Source organism: Paraburkholderia sp. RL18-085-BIA-A (assembly GCF_046027075.1).
Classification (GTDB): Bacteria; Pseudomonadota; Gammaproteobacteria; order Burkholderiales; family Burkholderiaceae; genus Paraburkholderia.
This window is the reverse complement of record NZ_JARESU010000008.1, coordinates 127,786-153,241: the sequence shown is the minus strand read 5'-3', so window position 1 is coordinate 153,241 and position 25,456 is coordinate 127,786. Positions and strand designations below refer to the sequence as shown.

Annotated in this window: 22 protein-coding genes; 10 read left to right on the top strand and 12 right to left on the bottom strand. The window is 64.9% G+C overall.

Annotated features, from left to right (window positions below):
• Positions 1 to 4: 4 nt before the first annotated feature.
• The 7 genes from P0D89_RS08290 (at position 5) to hutC (P0D89_RS08260) (ending at position 6,772) form a co-directional block, all read left to right on the top strand.
• A complete protein-coding gene (locus tag P0D89_RS08290; protein WP_408358840.1) occupies positions 5 to 685 on the top strand; it encodes a methyltransferase family protein in 681 nt (226 codons plus the stop codon).
• A gap of 302 nt (positions 686 to 987) precedes the next feature.
• On the top strand, positions 988 to 1,812 hold the full coding sequence (locus P0D89_RS08285; protein ID WP_408358917.1) for a transporter substrate-binding domain-containing protein: 825 nt from the start codon (positions 988 to 990) through the stop codon (positions 1,810 to 1,812).
• Positions 1,813 to 1,900: 88 nt separating this feature from the next.
• The gene (locus P0D89_RS08280; protein ID WP_408358838.1) at positions 1,901 to 2,623 is read left to right on the top strand and encodes an ABC transporter permease; all 723 of its coding nucleotides are present in this window, start codon (positions 1,901 to 1,903) and stop codon (positions 2,621 to 2,623) included.
• A 14-nt stretch (positions 2,624 to 2,637) separates the two neighbouring features.
• The gene (locus P0D89_RS08275; protein WP_408358836.1) at positions 2,638 to 3,372 is read left to right on the top strand and encodes an ABC transporter permease; all 735 of its coding nucleotides are present in this window, start codon (positions 2,638 to 2,640) and stop codon (positions 3,370 to 3,372) included.
• Positions 3,373 to 3,428: 56 nt separating this feature from the next.
• The gene (locus P0D89_RS08270; protein WP_408358834.1) at positions 3,429 to 4,220 is read left to right on the top strand and encodes an ABC transporter ATP-binding protein; all 792 of its coding nucleotides are present in this window, start codon (positions 3,429 to 3,431) and stop codon (positions 4,218 to 4,220) included.
• Positions 4,221 to 4,258: 38 nt separating this feature from the next.
• The gene (locus P0D89_RS08265; protein ID WP_408358832.1) at positions 4,259 to 5,902 is read left to right on the top strand and encodes an HAL/PAL/TAL family ammonia-lyase; all 1,644 of its coding nucleotides are present in this window, start codon (positions 4,259 to 4,261) and stop codon (positions 5,900 to 5,902) included.
• 90 nt (positions 5,903 to 5,992) lie between these two features.
• On the top strand, positions 5,993 to 6,772 hold the full coding sequence (gene hutC / locus P0D89_RS08260) for a histidine utilization transcriptional repressor HutC (protein ID WP_408358829.1): 780 nt from the start codon (positions 5,993 to 5,995) through the stop codon (positions 6,770 to 6,772).
• Positions 6,773 to 6,812: 40 nt separating this feature from the next.
• On the opposite strand, the gene hutC (P0D89_RS08255) is transcribed toward hutC (P0D89_RS08260), so the two are convergent.
• From hutC (P0D89_RS08255) to P0D89_RS08235, 5 genes are all read right to left on the bottom strand, one after another.
• Positions 6,813 to 7,616 (bottom strand): histidine utilization transcriptional repressor HutC, encoded by an 804-nt coding sequence (gene hutC, locus P0D89_RS08255; protein ID WP_408358826.1) that lies wholly within the window; start codon positions 7,614 to 7,616, stop codon positions 6,813 to 6,815.
• A gap of 50 nt (positions 7,617 to 7,666) precedes the next feature.
• On the bottom strand, positions 7,667 to 8,536 hold the full coding sequence (locus P0D89_RS08250; protein WP_408358824.1) for an amino acid ABC transporter ATP-binding protein: 870 nt from the start codon (positions 8,534 to 8,536) through the stop codon (positions 7,667 to 7,669).
• Between the two features lie 13 nt (positions 8,537 to 8,549).
• Positions 8,550 to 9,212, bottom strand: a complete 663-nt coding sequence (locus P0D89_RS08245) for an amino acid ABC transporter permease (protein WP_408358822.1) — start codon at positions 9,210 to 9,212, stop codon at positions 8,550 to 8,552.
• A gap of 18 nt (positions 9,213 to 9,230) precedes the next feature.
• On the bottom strand, positions 9,231 to 9,881 hold the full coding sequence (locus P0D89_RS08240) for an amino acid ABC transporter permease (protein ID WP_408358820.1): 651 nt from the start codon (positions 9,879 to 9,881) through the stop codon (positions 9,231 to 9,233).
• Between the two features lie 110 nt (positions 9,882 to 9,991).
• Positions 9,992 to 10,819, bottom strand: a complete 828-nt coding sequence (locus tag P0D89_RS08235; RefSeq protein ID WP_408358818.1) for a transporter substrate-binding domain-containing protein — start codon at positions 10,817 to 10,819, stop codon at positions 9,992 to 9,994.
• 322 nt (positions 10,820 to 11,141) lie between these two features.
• Here P0D89_RS08235 and P0D89_RS08230 point away from each other — a divergent pair, with 322 nt between their 5' ends.
• Both P0D89_RS08230 and P0D89_RS08225 read left to right on the top strand, forming a co-directional pair.
• Entirely contained in the window at positions 11,142 to 12,131 is a 990-nt protein-coding gene (locus tag P0D89_RS08230; protein ID WP_408358816.1) for an isopenicillin N synthase family dioxygenase, read from the top strand.
• Positions 12,128 to 13,564 (top strand): FAD-binding oxidoreductase, encoded by a 1,437-nt coding sequence (locus P0D89_RS08225; RefSeq protein ID WP_408358814.1) that lies wholly within the window; start codon positions 12,128 to 12,130, stop codon positions 13,562 to 13,564. Before P0D89_RS08230 ends, P0D89_RS08225 begins: the two co-directional genes overlap by 4 nt.
• Before the next feature lie 58 nt (positions 13,565 to 13,622).
• On the opposite strand, the gene P0D89_RS08220 is transcribed toward P0D89_RS08225, so the two are convergent.
• The 3 genes from P0D89_RS08220 to P0D89_RS08210 all read right to left on the bottom strand — a co-directional run bounded on the left by P0D89_RS08220 (position 13,623) and on the right by P0D89_RS08210 (position 19,041).
• Positions 13,623 to 14,405 (bottom strand): substrate-binding domain-containing protein, encoded by a 783-nt coding sequence (locus tag P0D89_RS08220; protein WP_408358812.1) that lies wholly within the window; start codon positions 14,403 to 14,405, stop codon positions 13,623 to 13,625.
• Positions 14,406 to 14,609: 204 nt separating this feature from the next.
• Positions 14,610 to 18,029, bottom strand: a complete 3,420-nt coding sequence (locus P0D89_RS08215; protein ID WP_408358810.1) for an alpha/beta fold hydrolase — start codon at positions 18,027 to 18,029, stop codon at positions 14,610 to 14,612.
• Between the two features lie 220 nt (positions 18,030 to 18,249).
• Complete coding sequence (locus P0D89_RS08210; RefSeq protein ID WP_408358809.1) at positions 18,250 to 19,041, bottom strand: hypothetical protein; 792 nt, start codon at positions 19,039 to 19,041, stop codon at positions 18,250 to 18,252.
• 393 nt (positions 19,042 to 19,434) lie between these two features.
• On the opposite strand from P0D89_RS08210, the gene P0D89_RS08205 reads away from it, so the two are divergent.
• Entirely contained in the window at positions 19,435 to 21,360 is a 1,926-nt protein-coding gene (locus P0D89_RS08205) for an ATP-binding response regulator (protein ID WP_408358807.1), read from the top strand.
• 224 nt (positions 21,361 to 21,584) lie between these two features.
• Here P0D89_RS08205 and P0D89_RS08200 read toward each other — a convergent pair whose 3' ends face one another.
• From P0D89_RS08200 to P0D89_RS08185, 4 genes are all read right to left on the bottom strand, one after another.
• Entirely contained in the window at positions 21,585 to 22,358 is a 774-nt protein-coding gene (locus tag P0D89_RS08200) for a response regulator (protein WP_408358805.1), read from the bottom strand.
• Positions 22,359 to 22,712: 354 nt separating this feature from the next.
• Positions 22,713 to 22,904 (bottom strand): hypothetical protein, encoded by a 192-nt coding sequence (locus P0D89_RS08195; protein WP_408358803.1) that lies wholly within the window; start codon positions 22,902 to 22,904, stop codon positions 22,713 to 22,715.
• Positions 22,879 to 23,883: a cytochrome d ubiquinol oxidase subunit II gene (gene cydB / locus P0D89_RS08190; protein WP_408358801.1), complete on the bottom strand. Its 1,005-nt coding sequence runs from the start codon at positions 23,881 to 23,883 to the stop codon at positions 22,879 to 22,881. The genes P0D89_RS08195 and cydB overlap by 26 nt, the downstream gene beginning before the upstream one ends.
• Before the next feature lie 30 nt (positions 23,884 to 23,913).
• Complete coding sequence (locus P0D89_RS08185) at positions 23,914 to 25,326, bottom strand: cytochrome ubiquinol oxidase subunit I (RefSeq protein WP_408358800.1); 1,413 nt, start codon at positions 25,324 to 25,326, stop codon at positions 23,914 to 23,916.
• Between the last annotated feature and the right edge of the window lie 130 nt (positions 25,327 to 25,456).

Genomic DNA, 25,456 nt, shown 5'->3' with positions numbered 1-25,456 from the left:
GAGCATGATCGCGCGCCTCGTCCTGCAAACCGTGCTCTCGCTGGCCGGCATGGGCGTGCTGCTGTTCGGCGCGGCCGGCACGCTGGCGTGGCCGGCGGCGTGGTGGTATCTGATCGAGCTGGGGGTGTTGAGCTTATGGATCGGCGTGTGGCTCGCGCGCCATGATCCCGGTTTGCTCGCCGAGCGGCTCGCGCCGTTCGTGCAGGCGGAGCAAAGCCGCTGGGACCGTCTGTTCATGATCGGCGTCTCGCTGGTTTGGACGGGCTGGCTGGTCGTGATGGGATTCGACGCGATCCGCTTTCGCTGGTCCGCGCCGATGCCGGTCGCGCTGGTCAGCCTCGGGTCGCTGTGCGTGTTCCTGTGCATCTTCATGTGCCGCTTCGTGTTCAAGGCCAATAGCTATGCGGCGCCGGTCGTGAAGATCCAGACGAGCCGCGGTCATAAGGTGATCGACAGCGGTCCTTATGCGCATATCCGCCACCCGATGTATTGCGCCGCGTTGCTGATGTTCGTCGGTACGCCGTTGCTGCTCGGCTCATGGTGGGGCCTCGCGGTCGTGCCGGTGATGGTGTTCGGCATGGGCTGGCGCGCGGTGCGCGAAGAGCGCCTGCTGGCCGCGCAACTCGACGGTTATACGGCGTACATGGCGCGGGTGCGCTTTCGCTTCGTGCCGTTCATCTGGTAGACCGCATTCATCTTTGCGCAAACCTGTCTAGACAAAGTGTGCCGTGCGTCATTCAGGCGGCGACATCTTCCTTCGACCTTCGGTCATTAAGAACTCCCCGCAGAGCCTTATTAGACGGTGCTGACTAGGGGCTTACCCGAAGATTCGGGGAATTTCCGCTGAATCCTCTTGCCCCTGCTTTTTGACTGGTGCAAGCTTGTCTATACAAATCAGGCGGCGGTTAGAACAGCCAGCTCGGCGGTGTCCTCAATCAAAGGAGTTTCGACGTGAAAGTGAAGCGCAGAACGGCAGCAAACGCATTGATGGGAGCCGTTCTCGGCGCCGCGACGATTTTCGCGGCACCGGTGCAGGCCAAAGACTGGAAGACCGTGACGATTGCGACGGAAGGCGGCTACGCGCCGTGGAATCTGACCTTGCCGGGCGGCAAGCTGGGCGGCTTCGAACCCGAACTGATCGCCAATCTGTGCGAGCGTGCCAAGCTGCAATGCAACCTCGTCGCGCAGGACTGGGACGGCATGATTCCCGGCCTGCAAGCCGGTAAGTTCGATGTCCTGATGGATGCGGTCTCGATCACGCCGGAGCGTGAAAAGATCCTCGCGTTCTCGCGGCCCTACGCCGCGACGCCCGCCACCTTCGCGGTGACCGATGTGAAGGTGTTGCCGAAGGCTGTGCCCACGGCCGGCGTCGTCAAGCTGTCGGGCGACCCGAAGGCCGATCTGCCGGCCATCGACACATTGCGCAAGCAGCTCAAGGGCAAGACCATCGGCATCCAGTCGGGCACGGTCTACACCAAATTCATCAACGACGGCTTCAAGGACGTCGCCAGCATCCGCGTCTACAAGACGTCGCCCGAACGCGATCTGGATCTGGCGAACGGCCGCATCGACGCGTCGTTTGACGACGTGACCTACTACGCCGCCAGCCTCGACAAGAAGGAAAACACGTCGATCACGATGGCCGGTCCGAAGATCGGCGGGCCGATCTGGGGGCCGGGCGAAGGACTCGCTTTCCGCAAGCAGGACCCCGAGCTGAAGGCGAAGTTCGACACCGCGATCGGTGCCGCGCTGGCCGACGGCACCGTCAAAAAGCTTTCCGAAAAGTGGTTCAAGACCGACGTGACGCCTTGATCCGCGCGGCGCTCTGAAGATGCGGCACGCGCGGCGACATTGCGCGGGCCGGCTGGTTCGATCCGCGGTCATGAACGAGGGGTAGGGAATGGCTCTGATAGAAATGCTCGGCTTCGGGCCGGAAGGCTGGGGCGGCGTGCTGCTGCTCGCGGCGTTGATGACGGTCGTGCTCACGCTGGCGGCGCTCGCGGTGGGCGCCGTGTTCGGCGCGCTGGTGACGGCGGCCAAGCTGTCGCGCTTTCGCACGTTGCGCGTGATCGGCGATATCTACACCACCGTGTTTCGCGGCGTGCCTGAGCTGCTCGTGATCTATCTGTTCTATTTCGGCGGCTCGACGCTCGTGACCACCGTCGGCCAGTGGTTCGGCGCGGAAGGTTTCGTCGGCGTGCCGCCGTTCGTGATCGGCGCGCTCGCAGTCGGCATGATTTCAGGCTCTTATCAGGCCGAGGTGTATCGCGCGGCGGTGCTGGCGGTGTCGCGCGGCGAACTCGAAGCCGCGCGCTCGATCGGCATGCCCACGCTGACGATGGCGCGCCGCATCCTGATTCCGCAAGTCCTGCGCTTCGCACTGCCCGGCATCGGCAACGTCTGGCAACTGAGCCTGAAGGATTCGGCGCTGATCTCCGTCACGGGGCTCGCGGAACTGCTGCGCACGAGCCAGGTGGCGGCGGGCTCCACGCATCAGTACTTCACGTTCTTCGTGGTGGGCGGCGGCCTGTATCTGCTGATGACCAGCATCTCGAACCGGGTCTTCAACCGCGCCGAGGCGCGCGTGGGCCGGTCCTTCAAGCGCAACTTTGCGCGCAACTGACGGGAGCGGGCACCATGCATTTCGATTTCGACTTTCTGTTCGATACGCTCAAGCAACTGATCGCAGCCGTGCCGACCACGCTCGGGCTGTTCTTCTCGTCGCTGGTGCTCGGCGGTCTGCTCTCGCTCGTGATCGTCACGATGCGCATGTCGCCGCGCTGGCTGCCGAACCGCTTCGCACGTGCTTATATCCTCGTGTTTCGCGGCTCGCCGCTGCTGATCCAGATGTTCCTCGTCTACTACGGGATGGGTCAGTTCGGCGTGATTCGCGAGAGCTTCCTGTGGCCGATGCTGCGCGAGCCGTACCTGTGCGCGGTGCTGTCGCTCGCGCTATGCACGGCGGGATATACCGCCGAAATCATTCGTGGCGGCCTGATGGCCGTGCCGGTCGGCCAGATCGAGGCGGGTTATTCGATCGGGCTGTCGGGATTCGCGCTGCTGCGCCGCGTGATCGGTCCGATCGCATTGCGCCAGTGTCTGCCCGCGTATTCGACGGAAGCCGTGCTGCTCGTCAAGTCGACCGCGCTCGCCAGTCTCGTCACGGTGTGGGAGGTGACCGGCGTCGCGCAGCAGATCATCCAGCAGACTTATCGCACGACTGAAGTATTCGTCTGCGCGGCGCTGATCTATCTGTTTCTGAACTTCGTGATCGTGCGCGCGCTCGGCCTGCTCGAAACGCGTCTGTCGCGCCATCTGGGTCCGATCGTCCCTCAGACCGCGCCGAGCCGCCCGGTCTCCGCCACCACCTAAGCACGTCGCGCCGCGTCCTGAACGACCGGCCCTTCCGGATGAACCTGGAGAACTCCATGAACGCTACGGCACCCGTCGCACTGTCGGTCAAGAACATTCACAAATCGTTCGGCGATCATCACGTGCTCAAAGGCATTTCGCTCGATGCCCACCAGGGCGATGTGATCTCGATTCTCGGCGCGAGCGGCTCGGGCAAGAGCACGTTCCTGCGCTGCCTGAACCTGCTCGAAACGCCCGATGACGGCTCGGTCGCGCTCGCCGGCGAAGAACTGAAGATGAAGCGCCGAACGGACGGCAAGCTGCAACCCAGCGACCGCCGCCAGGTGGACCGGGTGCGCTCGCAACTCGGTATGGTGTTCCAGAACTTCAACCTCTGGTCGCATATGACGGTGCTGGAAAATCTGATCGAAGGGCCGATGCGTGTGCAAAAGCGCAGCCGTGCCGAGTCGGTCGAAGAGGCCGAGGCGCTGCTCGCCAAAGTCGGTCTCGCGGAAAAACGCGGCTACTATCCGGCGCATCTGTCGGGCGGTCAGCAACAGCGTGTGGCGATTGCGCGCGCGCTGGCGATGCATCCGAAGGTCATGCTGTTCGACGAGCCGACCTCGGCGCTCGATCCCGAACTGGTGGGCGAAGTGCTGCGTGTGATGCGCTCGCTTGCCGAAGAGGGCCGCACGATGCTGGTGGTCACGCACGAGATGGGTTTCGCGCGCCATGTGTCGAACCGCGTGATGTTCCTGCATCAGGGGCAGGTGGATGCGGACGGAACGCCCGACGAAGTGTTCGTCGATTGCAAGTCGGCACGCTTCCGGCAGTTCGTGTCGAGCCATCAGGACCGCAGCACGCATTGATCAGTATCACCAGGTAATCGACCAGGTAAAACACCCTCATGACCGTGATCCGTTCCGAACGTCCTCTAGACTGGACTCAAGTAGCAGCAGTCGCGGCTGGCGAGCCGCTCGAGCTTTGCGCCGGCACCCGCGCGCGTATCGCGGCGGCGCGTGAGCTCGTCGAGCAGATCGTCGCGCGCGGGATTCGCGCGTATGGCGTGAATACCGGCGTGGGCGCGTTGTGCGACGTGATTGTGTCGCCGGGCGAACAGCGCACGCTGTCGCGCAACATTCTGATGAGCCACGCGGTCGGCGTCGGCGCCCCGCTCGGGGCCGAAGAGACGCGCGCGATCATGGCCGCGGCCGTCAATAATTTCGCGCACGGACATTCGGGCATCCGCCTCGAAGTCGCCGGGCAACTGGTCGCGCTGCTCAATGCCGATTGCCTTCCGGAGGTGCCCGCGTTCGGTTCGGTCGGCTATCTGAGCCATATGGCGCATATCGCGCTCGTCTGCATCGGCGAGGGACATGTGCTCTATCGCGGCGAGCGGCTTAAGGGGCGCGACGCGTTGCGGATGCTTGGGCTCGAACCTTTGGTGCTCGAAGCCAAGGAAGGGCTGAGCCTGGTCAACGGCACGCCGTGCGTCACCGGTCTCGCGGCGTTGGCGATGGCGCGCGCCGCGCGTCTGCTCGACTGGACCGACATGGTCGCGGCGATGAGCTTCGAAAATTTGCGCGGCCAGCTCGCGGCCTTCGACGAAGACTCGCTCGCGTTGCGGATTTCCGCCGGACTCAATCTGGTCGGCGAGCGGATGCGCACGACACTCGCCGACAGCGGCATTCTCGCGGCGGTGGTCGGCCAGCGCACCCAGGACCCGCTGAGCATGCGGACCATTCCACACGTGCACGGCGCCGCGCGCGACGTGCTGGCCGCGACCGCCGACGTGGTCAATCGCGAACTCGCGTCGATTACCGACAACCCGATCGTCGCCGGCACGCCGCAGGAGCCGCGCGTCTATTCGCAGGCGCATGCGGTGGGCGCATCGATCGCGCTGGCGATGGACAGCCTGGCCACCGCCATCGCGCAGGTCGCGGCGATGGCCGAGCGGCGCCTCGACCGTCTCGTCAATCCGCTGGTCAGCGGCTTGCCCGCGTTTCTCGCGAAGCCGGGCGGCACCTGTTCGGGCTTCATGATCGCGCAGTACACAGCGGCCTCGCTGGTCGCGCAGAACCGGCGCCTCGCCGTGCCGGCGAGTCTCGATGGCGGCATTACGTCGGGCTTGCAGGAAGATCACCTGTGCCACGCCACGCCCGCCGCGCTCAAGGCGCTGGAAATCATCGACAACGCCGGGCGTATCGTCGCGATCGAATTGCTGGCGGCCGCGCAAGCTTACGACCTGCAGAGCATCGACGCGCCGCGCGCGCCGCATACCGAAGCGCTCTGGCAACGCGTGCGGCGCTCCGTGCCGACTTACCGCGACGACCGGCCGCTCGCGGACGACATGAGCGTGGCGTTCCGGATGATCGCCGACGAAGCGCCACCGCCGTTACCGAACCCTGGTAACATTGGGCCGGGCACCTCCGTCGAGGGCGCGCAGCAGCCGGCACGCGCCACGGTGACGAGTCCGACCGCCGCCGGCAGCGTCCGCGCAGCCGCGAGCGCCGCGGTCGACAACGGGCAGGCCGCCGCGCACATGGCATGATGGAGACAATGCCGGTGAGCGGGCCTACCCGCCGGCGAACCGGCCACGGTGCACAACTTGTACCAGCCGCGTACCACCCACGAGGTCGGAGTGAACACAACTACAAACGCGCAAACAGCGCAAAGCGCGCAACCCGCGCAGCCGCATGGCCAACCGGATCGCAATCGCGAGATGCCGCTCAAGGCGTTGCCCGCGTACGAGCAGATCAAGCGCTACGTAATCAGGCGCATCAGTGAGGGCGACTGGAAGCCGGGCGGGCTGATTCCATCCGAAATGGAACTGGTCAAGGAGTTCGGCGTCGCTCGCATGACGGTTTCGCGCGCGCTGCGTGAACTCACCGCCGAGCGCGTGCTGACGCGAGTACAAGGATCGGGCACCTTCGTCGCGCCGCAGCGCTATGAATCGACGGTGCTGGAGATCCGCAATATCGCCGACGAAATCGCCGACCGCGGTCATCGTCATTCGGCGAGCGTGCTGTCGCTCGAGCCGAGCGACGACCCGCTCGCGCTCGAAGCGCTCGGGCTCGCGAGCGGCCCGGCGTTTCACTCGTGCATGGTGCACAGCGAAGAAGGCGAGCCGATCCAGTACGAAGACCGCTACGTCAATCCGAAAGTGTTTCCCGACTATCTGCAACAGGACTTCACGGTCGAGACGCCGAATCACTACATGGTGCGGCTCGCGCCGATCCAGCGCGCGGAGTTTCGCATCTATGCGCAAAAGCCCGACGCCTATGTGCGCCGGCATCTGATGATGGATATCGGCGAGCCGTGTTTGCAGCTCTGGCGCCGCACGTGGGTTGGCGACGATGTGGCGACGTCGGTGCGCTTATGGCATCCGGCGTCGCGCTTTCATCTGGCGGGGAACGTCTGACGGTTTGATGCGCGCTTCTCATGCGCTTCTTGTGCGTGGGTCAGCCCTGGCGCTGCCACATATCCGGTGAAAAGCGGCAACCCAGACGATAGCGCGAGCCCGGATGCACGAAGCGCGCGAACGTCACCGCCGCGCCGTTCGACCACGTGCGGCGCATCAGCGTGAGGCAGGGCTCTTCGGCGCGGATTTGCAGCAGCTCGGCTTCGGCGCGCGTCGGCAGCGCCGCGTCGACGACATGCTCGACATCGTGCGCGGGCACGATCTCCAGCAGATACTCGGACGGCCTGACTGCCGAGAAATCCTGTGACAGGAAGTCCGGCGCGATCGCCGGATTCACGTAGCGGTCCTCGAGCTGCACCGGCAGGCCGTTCTCCCGATGCACGCAGATCACATGAAACACCGACGCGCCGGGCGCTAGCCCCAGCGCGTTCGACACCATCACCGACGCGGTCTCGCGTTGCGACAGCACCGTGTCGCAACGATATTCGTGGCCGCGCGAGCGAATCTCGTCGCCGATATGCGCGATCATCAGCAGCGTCGATTGCGGCTTGCTTCGCGCGACGAAAGTACCGACACCGGAGACGCGCGTGACGAGCCCCGCGTCCGCGAGTTCACGCAGCGCGCGATTGACCGTCATGCGCGACACGCCGAGCGTCGCGACGAGATCCAGTTCGGACGGCAGACGGTCCCCGGCTTGGCGCGCGCCCGATTCGATGATCTGGCGGATGTGCTGCTTGACCTGTTCGTAGCGCGCGGCGGGCACGTCGACGGCGGCGCGCGCGGTCTTCATCGCCGCGGCGGGAGACGGCTTGTCGTGAGCCTTGCTGCGAACCGGGGAGGTCATGGGCGGCGCTCGCTACCGTTCGCGCGACGAAGGCGGAAATCGGTGTGCGTTCATAGCGGCGGCGCGTCGCCGGCATCGCGCGTCCAGAACGCGTTGCGGTCGAAGTAGTTTTGCAGGAACTGCCGCAAGCGCGGCTTCCCGGCGTCGTGAAAGACCTCGCGCGGTTTGCCCTGCACGGCGATGCGGCCCTGATCGATGAACATCACCTTGTCCGCGACCTGCGCGGCAAAGCCCATTTCGTGCGTGACCACGGCCATCGTCATGCCGTCGCGCGCGAGTTGCTTCATCACCTGCAGCACTTCGCCGACCAGTTCCGGATCGAGCGCCGAGGTCGGCTCGTCGAACAGCATGATGTGCGGCTCCATCGCAAGCGCCCGCGCAATCGCCACACGTTGTTGCTGGCCGCCCGACAGTTTGGCCGGATACGCATCGCCCTTGTGCGCGAGGCCGACCGTTTCGAGCATCGCGTTGGCGCGGCGGCGCGCTTCGTCGCGCGACACGTGCCGCACGCGCAGCAACGCTTCCATCACGTTGCCTAGGGCGCTCATGTGCGGCCACAGGTTGAACTGCTGGAACACCATGCCGACATTGCGGCGCACGCGATTGATCTGCGCCTGCGACGCGCGCACCCGTTTGCCGTTGCGCTCGCTATAGCCGAGCAGTTCGCCTTCGATGCGCACGTCGCCCTGATCGTAGGTTTCGAGCGCGGCGAGGCAGCGCAGCAGCGTGCTCTTGCCCGAGCCGGACGGACCGATGATGCACACGACCTCGGAACGCGCGATCTCCAGATCGACGCCGCGCAGCACGTCGACTTCGCCAAAGCGCTTGCGCAGATCGCGCACTTCGATCAGCGGCGCGCCGGGCGGCGTGGCGATGCCGCTGGTGGACGCGGAGGAGGGCATGTCGGCGATGGCATTCATAAAGGCTCCGGATTCATGCCATGAAGCGTGCGATGCGGGTCTCGGCCCACATGCCCGCGCGCGAGGTCAGTTCGACCAGCGCGAGATAGCACACGCACAGCACCAGCAGCGTTTCGACAAAAGCGAAGGTGGCCGAGCCGATGCCGGTCAGCACGAATGTCAGCTCGGGCACGGTGACGATGGACAGCACTGCGGTTTCCTTGCTCAGCACGATGATCAGATTGGTCAGCGCGGGCACGATCAGCACGAGCATTTGCGGCACCTGGATGCGCAGCACGGCTTGCCAGCGCGTGAGCCCGAGACACGACGCCGCTTCGAGATGCCCCGGCGGCACGGACTGGAAGCCGGAGCGGAATGCTTCGGCGAAATAGGCGCTGCCGTAGAGGCCCAGACCGAGCACGCCAGCTGTCATCGGTTCGAGCGTGAGGCCGATGGACGGGCCGCCGTAGTACAGCAGAAACAGTTGCACGAGAAATGGCGTGCCGCGAAACAGTTCGATATAGACGCGCAGCAGGCCCCGGACCCAGCGTCCGCAAAAGAGTTGCAGCACGGCGATCAGAAAGCCGATCAGGAGGCCGATCGCGACGCCCGCGGCCCATGTGCCGAGCGTCGTCGCGAGGCCGGCGGCGATCGGCTGCAGGTTGTGCGTGATGACGGTGGGGTCGAGCGTCTGCATGGCGTGGGCTCAGGTCGGTCAGGCGTGCTGCAAACGATATTCGGCGGCGTGCGCGAGGAGCGCGAGTGCACCGCAGATCACGAAGTAGATCAACCCCGCCGCGAGATACGCTTCAAGCGGCCGGTACGTGCTGGCCGCGATATTCTGCGCGGTGCGCGTCAACTCGGCCACGCCGACCACCGAGATCAACGAAGAAGCCTTGATGAGCAGCACCATTTCGTTGACGAGCGACGGCAGCGTCAAGCGGAAGGCTTGCGGCACCAGAATGCGCCGCAGCATGTCGAACGGTGAAAGGCCGAGCATGCGCGCGGCTTCGAGATGGCCCGGCGGAATGCTGAGAAAACCGCCGCGCAGAATCTCGGCGATATACGACGCCGAGCACAGCGACACCGCGCTGATCGCCGCCACCACCGGTGACACATTGATGCCCGCGAACGGCAGCAGGTAGTACACCAGCAGCAACTGCACCAGCATCGGCACGCCGCGAAAGAAGAACACGTAAGCGCCGCCGATCATACGCGCCGCGCGCTTCGGCGAGAGCCGTGCCGCGCACACGGCGATCGCGACGAAGAAGCCGATCACGAGCCCCGTCAGCGAAATGCCGATGGTGGCGAGCGCCGCGTGCAGCAACAGCGGCAAACCCTGGAGGAAGACGGTCGTGCTGAACATAAGCGGCGCACTCGCTGGAACGGAAGACGGCGATGCGGTTCGCGGCGGAGCGCATCGCGTACGTCAAAACACCTGCATCGAAACCTCAGGCCGGTCGATGCATGCCGCGATCAATAGTTCGGCGTGGGCATCGTGGTCGGCGCGTCCATTGCGACGCCGAACCATTTTTTCTGCAAAGCCGCGAGGCGCCCGTCGTTGTGCATCTTGACGAGCGCGGCGTTGAACGCGTCGGCGAGCGGCTTGCTATCCGCGTCCTTGCGCAGCGCGTAAGCGAAGTACACCTTCGCGCCGAACGGCGGCTGCACCACCGCGAACGTCTCCGGACGCTGCTTGGCCACATACGCGATATTGGTCATCGAGTTCGCGACGGCGGCGATGCGGCCGGCGGCGAGATCGGCATAAGCCTGATTGTTGTCGACGTATTCGCGGATTTCAGGCGGCTTCGGCAGCGTGGCGACGTAGGTCTTCAACTGGTCGAGCTGCGCCGAGCCCTTGCCCGCGCCGACCGTCTTGCCCGCGATATCCGACGACTGCTTGACCGACGAGTCGTTCGCGCGTTTGAGCAGCGCGTCGGTGGCGTCCGCGACCGGCAGTGTGTACGTGTAGCGGTCCATGCGCGCCTTCGTGACCGTCAACGGGCCGCCCACCATGTCGAACTTGCCCGCTTCGAGACCCGGCAGCACACTCGGCCACGGCAGGTCGATGAAGCGCACCTTCACGCCCATTTCCTTGCCGACCTCGGCGAACAGGTCCTTGTTGAAGCCCGCCTGCTGACCGTTTTCGAGGAAGTCGAACGGCGCGAACTGCATCTCGGTGCCGACCACCAGTTCGCCGGCCTTCTTCACTTTGGCGAGCTGGTCGTCCGCGTGAGCGGCGAAGCTTGCCGCGCACAACGTCAGCATGACCAGACGACACTTCCAGCCTGCAAGGATGCTCATGGGATTCTCCGGTTGGCAAAGCGGTGCTGTGCGAAAGCCGTGCGTTCGACGGGTTCGGCGCGAGTCATGCGAGGCAGTATATACCGCGTTTTTCGCGTGAAAAAAATAAACGTGCAGCTAGAGAAAAGTCCTTATGTGAAGGGCCGAAAAGCAACTTGCAGGTGTGCTTTTGGCGGTATATACAACGGCAATGCACGCAGCGCGTGAAGGATCGATGTGGTCCTGCGCGTGATGCCGTCACCACGACGCACGCGCCGCTTTCGTCAGTCGATTGTTGTCGTTCGTTGTCGTTCGATTCAACCGCCCTTCAGGGAGCAACGCCATGCCCGTGACCCGCATTCCGATCATCGACTTCGCCGGCGTGCGCGCGGGAGACCCGCACGCTTTACGTCGCGCGGCACAGGAAATTCGCGAAGCGTGCACGACGATCGGCTTCTTCTACATCATCAACCATGGTGTACCGCAAGCGTCGATCGATGCCGCCGCCGAAGCGGCGCGCAAGTTCTTCGCGTTCCCGGTGGAGACCAAGCGGCGCGCGGCGGTCAATCAGCGGCATCGCGGTTTCAACGCGCTCGGCGATGCGACCATGTACCAGGCGAAACGGCCCGACTACAAGGAGTTCTTCAGCATCGGGCTCGAACTGCCCGAAGACGATCCGGACGTGCTCGCGGGCCAGGCGCTGCGCGGGCCGAACAACTGGCCGGACTTCATGCCGGAACTGCGTCCCGCGCTGTATGGCTACTATGACGCGGTCGCGGTGTGCGGCGCGGATCTGCTGCGCGCGGTGGCGCTGAGCCTCGGCGTCGACGAACACTTCTTCGCGCCGCGCTATACGAAACGGATGCAGCGCACGCAGATGGTCTACTATCCGCCGCAGCCGCCCCAATCTGACCAGGATCAGTTCGGCGTAGCGCCGCATACCGACTACGGCTGCATCACGTTGCTGTGGCAGGATCAGGTGGGCGGGCTGCAGGTGCGGGAGATCGCCAACGACACGTGGGTGGATGCGCCGCCCATCGAGGGCAGCTTCGTCGTCAACGTCGGCGATCTGCTCGCCCGCTGGACCAATGACCGGTTTCGTTCCACGCTGCATCGCGTGATCAATGCGTCGGGACGCGAGCGCTATTCGATCGCGACGTTCTATGATCCGACTTACGGCGCGATGGTCGATCCGCGCGAACTCGGCACGAGCGACGCCGACCTCAAATATCAGCCGGTCGCCGCGGGTGACTATATTCTCGGGCGCATCAACGATTCGATGGGCTATCGGAAGAAGCACGCGGCTCAAGGCACGCAAGGGACCACTGCATGACAGATCACGGTAGGACAAATGGCGAGGCATGCGTTGACGGAAACGCCGTCGCGCCGCTCGCATCAACACTCGACGTATTGCGCGCCGCGCTCGGCGACGATTCGGTGCGCACCGGCGAACAGATCGGCGAACGCGCGATGACCGACTGGACGCGTCACGACCCGACGCGTCCCGCTGCGCTGCTGTTGCCGCGCACCACCGAAGAAGTCTCGCGCGCACTGGCGATTTGCCATGCGGCACATCAGCCGGTGGTGCCGCAAGGCGGCATGACCGGCCTCGCGGGCGGCGCGATCGCGCGGGCAATGGACATCGCGTTATCGCTGGAGCGCTTGAGCGGCGTCGAAGAAGTCGACTCAGCGTCGGCCACGCTGACGGTACGCGCCGGCACCACATTGCAAGCTGCGCAGGAAGCCGCCGCCGAAGCCGGCTTCGAACTCGCGCTCGATCTCGGCGCGCGCGGTTCGTGCCAGATCGGCGGCAATCTCGCGACCAACGCGGGCGGCAATCGCGTGATCCAGTCAGGCACCGCGCGCGATCAGGTGCTCGGGCTCGAAGTGGTGCTCGCCAATGGCGACGTGCTGAGCTCGCTCGGCAAGATGGTCAAGAACAACACCGGCTATGACCTGAAGCACTGGTTCATCGGTTCCGAGGGCACGCTCGGCGTGATCACACGCGCGGTGCTGCGCCTGCATCCGCAGCGCGCGGCGCGTCACACGGCGCTCGTCGCACTCGACGGCTACGCCGCCGCGGTGAACCTGCTGCGCCGTTTGTCGACGCGCTTTGGCAACGACATCGGCGCGTTCGAGATCATGTGGCCGGACTTCTACGACTTCGGCGTGAAGCTGACCGGCGCGCGTTCGCCGTTCGCCGCCGAGCATCCGCTGTATGCGCTGATCGAGCACGCGAGCTTCGATGCGGGCGACGGCGGTGAAAAGTTTTCAGCCGCGCTTACCGAAGCGCTCGAAGCGGGCGCGATTCGCGATGCAGTGATCGCGCAGTCGGTGGCCGATGCACGCGCGTTGTGGGCGATTCGCGAATGCACCGCGGAGTTTCCGGTGCGGCTCGATGCGATCAACTTCGACGTGAGCTTGCCGATCGGCGAGATCGGCGCATTCGTCGACCGCTGCCGCGCGGCGCTCGATCGGCGCTGGCCGGGCAACGCGTCGTATTTCTTCGGGCATATCGGCGATTCGAATCTGCACGTGACCGTTGACGGTCATTCGATCGCCGATGTCGATCATCATGCGGTCTACGCGTTCGTCTATGAGATGCTCGGGCCGTTGCACGGCTCGGTGTCGGCGGAACACGGGATCGGCTTGCTCAAGCGCGAGTTTCTGCCGATCTCGCGTTCGCCAGCGGAGCTAGCGGCGATGGCCGCGATCAAGCATGCGCTGGACCCGCGCGGCATTCTGAATCCGGGCAAGCTGTTCTGAGCGTTGCGGGTGCGTGTCGGGCGCACCCAGGGTGCCCCGACACGCGCCGATCGAATCTTCAATGCGTCGCGACAGTGTCAAGCCCGGTCGACTTGACAGCCGCTTGTGCATCGGGCGAAGCAAGGTAGTCGAGAAGCGCCTTCGCCTCTTTCGGATGCTGTGCGCCTACAGGAATGCCCGCCGCGTATCGCGTGACCGATTGCACCGATTCAGGAATCTTGCCGACGAACGTCGCGCCTTGCACCGGCAGCAACTCGCTGACCTGCTGGAAGCCCACCTGGTAATCGCCGTTGGCGACCACGGACGCGACGGGAATCTTCGGCACCATCTTTGCCTTGGCCTTCACCTGATCCTCGATGCCGAGCCGCTTGAACAGCTCGCGTTCGATATAGACGCCGCTCGCGCTGTCCGAGTAAGCGATGGATTTCGCGTGGAGCAGGGTTTCCTTCAGCGCATCGACCGAGCCGATATCCGGCTTTGGCGCACCGTCGCGCACGGCCATGCCAATGCGCGAATCCGCGAGTTCGACGCGAGAGCCCGGAATGACCTTGCCTTGCTTGATCAGATCGTCGAGTGCGTAGCCGACCATGATGACCACGTCCGCGGCTTCGCCGTGTTCGAGCCGATGAGGAATGGCTTCGGGCGCGTTGCCCATCGACGGGCCGAGGATGGTGTCGAGCGTGTTGCCCGTCGACGCGGCGAACTTCGGGCCGAGCAGTTTATACGCGGCGGTGAAGCCACCTGAACTCATCACGTGAAGCTCGGCGGCCTGCACGTTCGCGGCGGCGACGGTGCCACCCAGCAGCCCTGCGCTCAGCATGGAGAGAAAAAAGGATTTCATCGGAATCAGCGTGATCCTGCGAAGTGGATAAAAGCGGAATGAAAAGCCGGCGCATCGGCAATGATGCGCGGGGCGGCGGTTGTTGCCACTGTGGCTGCGCAGGGTGAACCATACCGCAGTGCGAGCCAGAGGAGAACCCGCGGCGGCACGGCGAAGCTTCGTCGCGCGGCGGCGGCCGAGTGCGGAATTGAGCAGGGCGCTACGTCAATGCGCGTTCAGATACCGCGCGATCACCGGATAAACATCCACCGACGCGTCCTTGCCAAAAATACAGTCGATGTGTCCATAGCCCGGAATCAGATGCCGCTCGTAGGGTTGCTCGGGGAAGTGCTTGACGAGCATGTCGAAAGTCAGCTCGGTGCTTTTCGGCAGATAGGTTTCGTTTCTATCGCCGTGGATGAACCCGATCGGCAGGCGCATGCCCTCCAGGCCCTTCATGCCGTCCGTGCCTGTCAGATAAACGTCCCTGCCTTCGGCATCGACGACCCGGCCCGCGCGCACCATCGCGGCCAGATGTTTGAAGACCTCGACGTCGTGCACGCCGAGCAATTCCTGCAGATTCGCATGCAGCGTCTCGTTCAGCTTTTCATGCTCATAGAGCAGGCCGTACAAAAAGGTCGCGCGATGGCAGATCGGGTTGCCGCAACCCTCGTCGTCATCGATCGGATAGAGGCGCAGCGCTTCGTCGAGCAGGTTCTGCGGCCACGAGGCGTCCTGCGTATACGCGGTCAGATCGCGCACATTCAGATGCTGCATGATGTCGGGGATATGCAGGCCGGCCTTGATCCTTTGCAGCGTGCCCGGCACCGGATGCGTCGACACCTGCGAAATGACCGCCGAGCGCACGCCTTCGAGTCCATACAGCAAAGACATGCTCAACGCGAGCCCGCCCAGGCAGTGACCAACCGCCTGTATCTCCTGCGCGCCGGTCAGTTCGCGCACCTTGGCGACGGCGGCGGGGATGTCCTCACGAGCGACCTTGTCGACATTGGTCGGCACCAGCACGCTCGGCATTTCGATGCTGACGCGCAGATCGACGAGCCATACATCGTAGCCGGCCGCGCACAGATATTCGACCATGTTGGTCGCGATCAGGTCGGTGGAAAAGATGCGGCTCGACACGCCCGAGCCATGAATCAGCAGCACGGGGCGCGTCGCGTTGCGGGCGGGGTCGACGTAACGGGTGAGCCGCAGCGAGGTTCCATCAGGCGTGTCGAAGAAAACGATTTGCGGCACCGGCGCGCGCAGCGACCGCTTCAGACGCGGCGCCGCCTTCGGGCCGAGGAACTGCAGCGGCGCGGCCACGCCGCCGTATTCGTCGAACAGCACGCCCGCGAAGAACTTGCCGAACTTCAGCGTCCATTCGAGGCGCGTCTTCAGATCGGGCGCATGGGTAACTTCAAGCGTGCGTTGCTGCTTGAGGAAGTTTTCGGGTGTGATGATCAGCGTCGCGTTGCCGATCACCGGCGCATCGGCCTGTTGCGACTCGCGAAACTCGGCGTAGAGCGTATTGGTCTGTTCCCACAGATTGACCGGCGACGTACGCGTGATGATCTTCTGGCCGCTCAGATAGTACGTCTTGCCCTCGACGGCATTGAGCGTCATCCGGTAGTTCATGTCGCGCTCGTCCACGTCCGATGCGTCGACGACGAACAGATTGAACGTGCCCTCGGTGATCGTCATCGGTTGCGCGGACAGAGCGGCGCAGGTCAGCGTGCCGGCGGTGCGGGCGAGATGTTGCGGATTGCCGATCATATCGGCCAGATCGTCCGATTCGACGGTCAGCGTGAACTCGATCGGGCTCGTGGCGGCGCCGCCCGCATTGCCTGGAACGACCGGCGTGTAAGTGCCGACCATCATCTCCGTGAAGCGCAAGCCGATCTGTTGCGCGGGCGGTGGCACAGCGGCGCCCTTGGACGCATAGTCGATCGTCCAGCCATGCGAAGCCGCGAGCAGTGCGCAATTGCGCTCGGCCATCGCGGAAATGGTCAGGAGCGGATTGACGCCGAGCGACATCGGCATCACCGCGCCGTCCATCACATACAGGCCCTCGTGCACCGCACCGCCTGCCACGCCGCTGAACACGCGGCCCATATGATCGACCACGCCGTGTCCGGCATCCTCGCCCATTCCGCAGCCGCCGAGCGGATGCACGGTGACGGTCCGGTTGCCGAGAAGATCGGTGGAAATCGGATTGCGCATGTATTTGCCGCCGAGCGGCACGGTCGCCTGCTTCAGCGCGTCTTCGACCGTTTGAAAGATCGGCTGCTTGCCCGCGTTCTCCCACGCGATGCGCGCGCGGCCCTTGTCGTCGACGCTGATCTGGCCGCTTTCGTCGTCGTGCGCCATCACCAGGTAGCTCTGCGTATGGTTGAGCGCGCCGTGATACGGACCGCGCAGCAAACTCTCGATCACGCGCGCGTCGTAGGCGAGCCGGTCATGCAGCGAGCGCGGCCCGCCCACGTCTTCGCCTTCGAGCGGCGCAGCGCCGCCGAGCATGCCGACCAGCGCCGCGCCGACCGGCCCGGCGAGCGAGCCTTCTTCGATCACGTAGCCGTCTGTCACGTTAGGGGTGCCGCGATTGTCGATGAGGCCGGTAATGGTCGGCCCGACCGGCGCAATCTCGCCTGGCTCGTGCGAGCCCCAGCCGACGCCATTGATCGTGTCGTCGGTGTTGTACGCGAAGGCGAGCACGTCGCCATTGCCGGTGAAATGCTGGCCGAGCATGTCCGAGGTGCTCAGCCCTTCCTTGCGCGAGCGCAGCAGCAAGGCCGTCGAACCGATCGTGCCGGCCGACACGATGACGATATCCGCGCTCACGAACAGATCGGGTGCGTCATAGCTTTCGCGTCCGAGCTGCACCAGCTGGAAGCCGACCTTCCATTGCTGCGAGCCGGGCTCGCGCGTCACCGAATGCACCGCGGCGCCCGTGAAAATCTGCGCGCCGTGCGCGAGAGCATCGGGCAGATAATTCATGTGCGTCGAATTTTTCGCGTCGTAGTTGCAACCGGAGTTGCAATCGCCGCAACCCACGCAGGCCTTCTGCTCGACACCCGCGGCGTTCGTGCGTGACTCGAAGGTGACGGTGATCGGCGGGCGGCTGAAGCGGTCAGCCATGCCGAGTGCCTGCGCGGATTTTTCGAGCGCCTGCAATTTCGGCAGCGCCGGAAAGTCGTCGGGCACGCTCGACGGTTGCAGCATCGCGCGCGCCAGCGCATAGCCGCGATCGCGGCCCGTCTTGTCGGCGCGCAACGCGGCCGGCCAGCGCGCGTCGTCCCATAGCCGCGGGTCGGCTTCGAGCGCGACGTTCGCGTTGATCAGCGAGGTGCCGCCAAGGCCGCAGCCGACCACCGCGTTCACGTCCTCGTTCACGTGCACTTCGATCAGCGCGAGCGGCGAGCCGATGTGCGCGGCGGCGGTGTTGTACTGGATCTGTGTGGCGCCCTGTAACGGCGTGCGCGGAAATTCGCCGGCCATGAATTCGCGCCCGCGTTCGAGCACGCACACGCTGCGGCCGGCGCGCGCCATGCGGCTCGCGGCAATCGCACCACCGTAACCCGAGCCCACCACGACCACCTCGTAATGAGCTTGCAACGCCGTCGGGGCGCTCGATAAGCGGTTCATCAGGACCACCTCGTGTGGAATCGAATGCGGGGAATGGAGGCCGGACTTCGGAAGGAAGACGGTGCGCGGCGGCGGCTTTTTTATCGTAGGCGGTGCGCGGTCACAAAAAAAGCGCGCCGTGAATGGCGCGTGAACTCCTCGCGGCCCCTGCGGCGTTCGCACGGCGTGTCGCGAAGCGGTGCGTCGAGGCGCGCAGGCGAGGCAGCTTCGTCATGTTCGTTTAAGCCGCTGCTTCATTCATTTCGCTATCGCTCGATTCGGCGGCGAGCAGGTTCAGCGCGAGCAGAATGGCCGCGCGATTGTCGATGTCGATCGCGATGCCGAGCACGTCCGTGAGCCAGCGGCCGATCTTGGTATTGGAAAAATCCTCGGCGCCGCCCGTCTTTTTCATCGTGACGCCGAGCTTGACCGCACGATAGTGATAGGAGGGCACCCGATGCTGGGCCGCGACCGCCGACAGCCCGCCTTTGCCTTCCGAGCACCAGCCGAGGCTGCCGGCCAGCACGATGCGCTCGGGCTCGTCGAGGCTTTCGATGAATGCGCGCGCCGCGAGCCGCACGCGCTGTTCGTTGAGGCCGTATTGCAGCAGCACGCTTTGCACCGGGTCTTCCAGCGCCTGGGCATGCAGATCGATTTCCTGCGCCATGCCTTCGTTTTCCATCGACACGTTGCGTTGATGGCCGGCGCTGCGCAGACAGTCGATCAGATAGCGGCGGAAATATGCGCACACCGCGTAGCCGTTGGACGGCGCGCTCTCGGCGCAAGCGTGGGTTTCCGTGTGACCCGGCGCGAGGCGCAGCACTTTCGCGTAGATGAACTGGGCGACCAGTTCTTCCTTGTCCTCGCCGAGCGCCTGCAATTCCACCGGGTGATAGGTGCGCAGCGCCCGCTTCACCAGTTCGACCATCGACACCATTTCGTCGGCCGACAAGCGGGTACGCCTGCGCCATAGGTCGGGCAGGATCGCATCGTCGAGATTGCGGACGAACTCGTAGCCCTGAACTGCGCCCATGAAAACCTCCGTCTGGGGGTAAGGCAAGGAGCGCGGTGAGCCTCGGCTGCGGGCCGGTACATCGACGATGAAACTTGAAGCCGCGCTGGAACGTGAATCCAGTATGGTTCGTGGCGACGCCCGCGCCTATATGGATTAAGTGTTAGCTGATGGGTAAACTGCCGGGTAAACCTTCTGACGAGAGAGCGGTTATTCGTCTGATGAGAGGGCATCGGCTGAACCGGACCGCCGCCCCGTGCGAGTTGCTTCGCCGCTGCACAATCACGCCGCGCCGGATGCGGTCCCGCCGCGCACCACGCGCGGTTCGTCCCGCCCGGGCCGCCGGACGCGCCCGATGCGCCGGGCTTGCGCGCCCCTCACCGAAATTGCCGTGCCCGACAAGGAGACCGCGCGATGCGGGCCGACCCGATCCAGCGTGCCATCGACGAAGATCTGGTGCGCGTGCTGTACGCGCAAGATCCGATCGCTTTCTTTTCGCACTGGTTTTCGATCGCGGTGCTGGTGGCGATCTATTGGCCGAGAATCCCGTCGCCGCCGCTGTTTGTCGCGTGCTTCAGCTTCTATGCGGCGGCCAATTGCGGCAGCCTCGCGCTGTGGATCTTCAACCGGCGCTATCCGCATCTGGTCTCGCCGCGCGACTGGATCTATCTGCACGCGCTGCGCGGCGTGCTGTTGTACAGCGGGCCAGGCTTCGCGGTGTGGTTCGCGTTCCAGAGTCCTCAAACCGATTTGCCGTTGCTGCATACGGTGATGCTGGTCACGCTCGCGGCCGGCGTGTTCATGTCGAACGGTTTCGATCTCCTGAACTTCTCCACCGCGATCCCATTCCTGCTGTTTCCGTCGATCGTGCTGCATTTCGGCTCGCACACGTTCGACCGCACGATCCTCGCGATCGTCCTCGCGTTCTTCTTCTGCGCGATCAATGTGTACGCGATGAGCTATCGCAAGCTGTTCCGCCAGGTCGTGCAGGCGCGGGTCGATCAGCAGTACCTGGCGCAATCGCTGGCGGCGCAAAAGGACGTCGCAGAAGAGGCGAGTCTCGCGAAGACGCGTTTTTTTGCGGCCGCGAGCCACGATTTGCGTCAGCCGCTGCACGCGATCGGCCTGCTCGCGGCCTCGCTCAACGACACGGCGGCGACGCCCGCGCAGCACGCTAAAACCGCCGAACACATCGTCTACAACGTCGAGGCGCTGAATCAGCTGTTCAACCAGGTGCTCGATCTCGCGCGGCTCGAAAGCGGCGTGACCCAGGTGATCCGCCTGCATTTCCGGCTTTCCGAACTGTTCGAGCGGGTCGGCAGTCAGTACCGCCCGCAGGCCGCGGCCAAGGGACTCGCGCTGCGGATCGCGCCGACCACGATGGTCGTCTACGACGATCCGGTGCTGCTCGAACGCGTGCTGAGCAACCTGCTGTCGAACGCGGTGCGCTACACCGAGGAAGGGGCGATCTGGCTGGGCTTTCGCCGCGCGGGACGGGTGTCGGGCGGCTACATCGAAGTGCGCGATTCGGGCATCGGCATTCCGGCCGAAGAGCACGGGCGTATTTTCGAAGAGTTCTATCAGGTCGCCAATCCGCAACGCGATGCGCGGCAGGGTCACGGCCTGGGGCTGCCGACGGTGAAACGGCTGGTCGACATGCTCGGCGGCGAACTGCAATTGCGCTCCGCGCCGGGCCGCGGGTCCGTGTTCCGCTTTCCGGTGCAGGCGGGCGACCCCGGCGGAATCGTCGCGAGCCTGAACGAAGCGGTGGCGGGCGGTCCGTCGGCGCAGGGGCGGCACGTGCTCTGCATCGACGACGAACCGTCGATTCTCGAAGGACTCGCGAGTCTGCTGGGGCGGTGGGGTTGCAGCGTGCTAGGCGCGCGCGATGAGGCCCAGGCGCTCGCGGCACTCGAAAACGGCTTCGTGCCGGATGCGGTGCTGTGCGACTACCAGTTGGCAAATCACCGGACCGGCGCGCAGGCGCTGACGGCTGTGCGCGGTGTGCTCGCGCGCGCGGGGCACGACAACGTGGTGACCTTGCTGATTACCGGCGACATGGCGTCGGCGGAGTTGGCGGCGCTTGCCTTGCAGGGCATTCCGGTGCTGCACAAGCCGGTGACGCCCGCGCGATTGCGGCGCACGCTGGAGATGCTGTGGCAGCAGGCGGAGCTGGACAAGGGACGGGCGGTGGGGACGCCGGCGTTGCGTGAGGACGTCACGGGCGATGAGGCGCGCAGTGGCGCGACGCCGCGCGCGACAGGGGACGCGGCGGGTGGGGCGCCGCGTGCCGCGGGGGGCGGCTCGCAGGCGCAGTCGCGGAGCGAATCGCACGAGTAAAGGTGGTGGGCGGCAGCATTGGGCGTCGTGGCCGCCTGTCGCCATTCTTTTGCTGCAAAGGGCACAAGCGCGGCAAGCGCTGCCAGGCAGCGAGCGCCGTAAGAGTGACAGCAAGAGTGACAGCAAGAGGGACAGCAAGAGGGACAGCAAGAGGGACAGCAAGAGGGACAGCAAGAATCCAGCGAGAGGGCGGCAGTATGACGCTCAACAGCCCGGCAGGAACCCTACAAAGTCTTCCCCGCCTCCAGCCACCCATTGATCACCGCGATCGCCGTCGACCGGTTATGCACGCCGAGCGCCCGGAAGATCACCGACAGATGCACCTTGACCGTGCCTTCCGCGACGCCCAGGTCGCGCGCGATCATCTTGTTGGTCCAGCCGCGATGGACGAGCCGCATGATGTCCTGCTGACGCGGCGACAGATTTTCCAGCAGATGCTGCTGATGCGGCTGCAGCGACGGCACCTGCGTAATGGGTTCGGTGAGGGATTCGGTGAGCGCGCCTGCGCCCTGGCCGGCACTGTCCTGACCCGGCAATCCGGCGAATCCGGCCGTGGCTGCGTCGCCATGGCCGGGCGCCGCCCGCGTGTCGCGCGAGCCCAGCAGGCTCAGTGCTTCCATCGGCACATAAGCGCCGCCGGACAACACCAGTTCGATCGCCTTGAGCATCACGCTGGCGGGCTGCCGCTTCGGCACGAAGCCGAGCGCGCCGGCGGCCAGCACCGCGCGCATTTCGTCCGGCGATTCCTCGGCGGACAGCACGACCACCGGTAGCGCGGGATTCGCCTTCAACAGCGCTTCGAGCGAAGAGGCGCCGCTCATGCCCGGCATATGCAGATCGACGATCGCAAGATCGTGATCGGCGTCGGGCCGCGCGGCGGTGGCGAGGGTTTCCCAGCTATCGGCTTCGTCGAACTGCGCGTCGGGATCGAAACCGCGCAGCATGCCCTTGACGCCTTGCCGGATCAGTTCATGGTCGTCGGCTACAAGAAACTTCATGATGTCTCCGCGAGTCGGGCCTGCCCGTTGTGGACTACCGCCGTAGTAGGGTCTCGTTGTACTTCTGTTCTCGTGAACCGCATCATGGCCGGCTACCCCGCGTTTGCTGCGCCGAGCGGCGGCGCGGCGCGCCTTGCGGCGGCCCGCGCGAGTGACGCTCTATCGTTGCGTTCGCCGGCTGCTTCGATGCGCCACGTCATGTGTAAGGCAGGTCTCCCCGCGCATAGGTTCCGGCTTGCTACGTAGACGAGCCGCGCGGGCATTTTTTTGAAGCCGTGCGGGCAGCTTTGCGCAGCTTATGCGCGCCGGCTGAAAGCCCGCTCCGGCCGCTGCCCGGTCGCGCTTCGGCCGCGCCTATTTGACCGCGAACAACGTCGCATTCATCAGAAGCTTGAACGCGAATCCGAGCGACACCGCCGACGCGACGCCGAAGCACCACAGCGCGATGAACCATAGCCAGCCCGGCAGTTTGCGCGCCTGCACCGGGGACGCGTGACGGACGTCGGGCAAGCCGCGCCGCTCAATGGTAGTGATGTTGGTCGCCATGACGCACCTTGCCTCGAAATACCCAATAACCCATCGTCGTATAGGCGACGATGATCGGCAGAATCACCGCTGCGCCGGCCAGCGTGAAGGTCTGGCTGGAGCGTGGCGCGGCGGCTTCCCACAGCGTCACGGTCGACGGAATCGCATACGGCCACAGGCTCACCAGCAGCCCCGCGTAGCCGAGCAGCACCAGCAGCAGCGCGAGCGCGAACGGCGTGTTGTGATGGCGCTCACGCACCGCGCGATGCATGAAGAACGCGCAGATCGCGACGAGGAACGGCACCGGCAGCAAGCGGTAGAAGATGCCGTCATGGAACCAGCGTTGCGCGATCGTCGGGTCCTGCAAGGGGGCCCACAGGCTGACCATCGCGATGAAGCCGAGCAGCACCAGCGTGAGCGGCCACACCACGCGATGCAGCCGGCGCTGCAGATCGCCTTCGGTTTTCGTCACGAGCCAGCAGCAGCCGAGCAGCGCATAGGTCACGACGAGCCCGAGGCCCGTGAGCAGGCTGAACGGCGTGAGCCAGCCGAAGGCGCCGCCGCCATAGCTGCCGTCGATCATCGGGATGCCTTGCAGGAACGCGCCCAGCACGATGCCCTGGAAGAAGGTTGCCCCCGCCGAGCCGCCGATGAACGCCAGATCCCACAGATGCTTCGTGCGATTGGCCTTGGCGCGGATCTCGAACGACACGCCGCGAAAGATCAGGCACACCAGCATGAAGATCAGCGGCAGATACAGCGCGGACAGCACGGTCGAATACACCAGCGGAAACACCGCGAACAGCGCGGCGCCGCCGAGCACCAGCCAGGTTTCGTTGCCGTCCCACACCGGCGCGACAGTGTTCATCATCAGGTCGCGTTCCTTCTCGTCGGGGAAGAACGGGAAGACGATGCCGATACCCAGATCGAAGCCGTCCAGCACGACGTACATGAAAAGGCCCAACGCGATGATCGCGGCCCATACGACGGTTACATCCATTTTCTTTCTCGCAAGCGGTTGGGGTTGGGCTCAGGCGGCGTCGATCAACTGATCGGCGGCGGACAGTGGGCGGCGTGCGGTCTGGTTCGGCTCGTGGCGGGGCACGCCGTGCGGCGTGTCTCCCGGCAGCGCCGGACCCGAGCGAATCAGCTTGAGCATGTAGTAGATGCCGGTGCCGAACACAAGGAAGTAGACCACCACGAAGGCCATCAGCGAGATGCCGACCTGCTGCGTGGTCAACGGCGACACGGCCTGCGAAGTGCGCATCACGCCGTACACGACCCACGGCTGGCGGCCCGCTTCGGTCGTGACCCAGCCCGCCAGCAGCGTGATGAAGCCGGTCGGGCCCATCGCGACCGCGAAACGCTGGAACCACTTCGATTCGAACAGACGTCCGCGGCGGCGCAGCGCCCAGGCAAGCAGCGACATCGCGATCATCAGCATGCCGAGCCCGGCCATGATGCGAAAGCTCCAGAACACCACCGTCGAGTTCGGGCGGTCTTGTGGCGGGAATTCCTTGAGGCCGCGAATTTCGCCATCCCAGCTATGCGTGAGGATCACGCTGCCCAGATGCGGAACCGACACCGCGTAGCGCGTGGTCTCCGCCTTCATGTCGGGAATGCCGAACAGGTTCAGCGCGGTGCCGCCTTTCTCGGTGTCCCACAGACCTTCGATCGCGGCGATCTTGGCCGGCTGATATTCGCGCGTGTTCAGACCGTGCTGATCGCCGACGAACGCCTGGACCGGCGTGAGGATCAAGAGCAGCCAGAGGGCCATCGAGAACATCTTCTTCACGGCCGGATCGCGCCGTCCGCGCAGCAGATGCCATGCGCCGACCGCCGCCACCACCAGTCCCGCGACGATGAACGCGGCGATCGCCATATGCGCGAGCCGGTACGGGAACGACGGATTGAAGATGATCTTGAACCAGTCGAGCGGCACGACGTGGCCGTTCTCGACCTTGAAGCCTTGCGGCGTTTGCATCCAGCTATTGGACGCGAGAATCCAGAAGGTCGAAATCAGCGTGCCGAGCGCCACCATCAGCGTGGCGCCGAAGTGCGCGCGCGAACTCACGCGCTGCCAGCCGAACAGCATGATGCCGAGGAAGCCCGCTTCGAGGAAGAACGCGGTCATCACCTCGTACATCAGCAAGGGGCCGGTGATGGGGCCCGCGAAACTGGAGAAGCCCGACCAGTTGGTGCCGAACTCATAGCTCATCACGACGCCGGAGACGACGCCCATGCCGAAGGCGACTGCGAAGATCTTCGACCAGAACAGGCAAAGATCTTTGTAGTACGCCTTACCGGTTTTCAGCCAGCGCCATTCGAGGACGGCGATGAAGCTGGCGAGGCCGATGCTGAGCGCCGGAAACATGATGTGAAACGAGACGGTGAACGCAAACTGGATGCGGGCGAGATCGAATGCCGATATTGCGGAGTTCATGAGCGTTTTGTGCGTGAGGGCCGCCTGGGCGGACTACGCGCGTCGACCGGTGTCGGTGCGCACTGCGGCGAGCAGATGGCGCAAGCGTAGGCGATGAGCGGGCTCTTTGTTGCGACGCGACGTGCGTCAA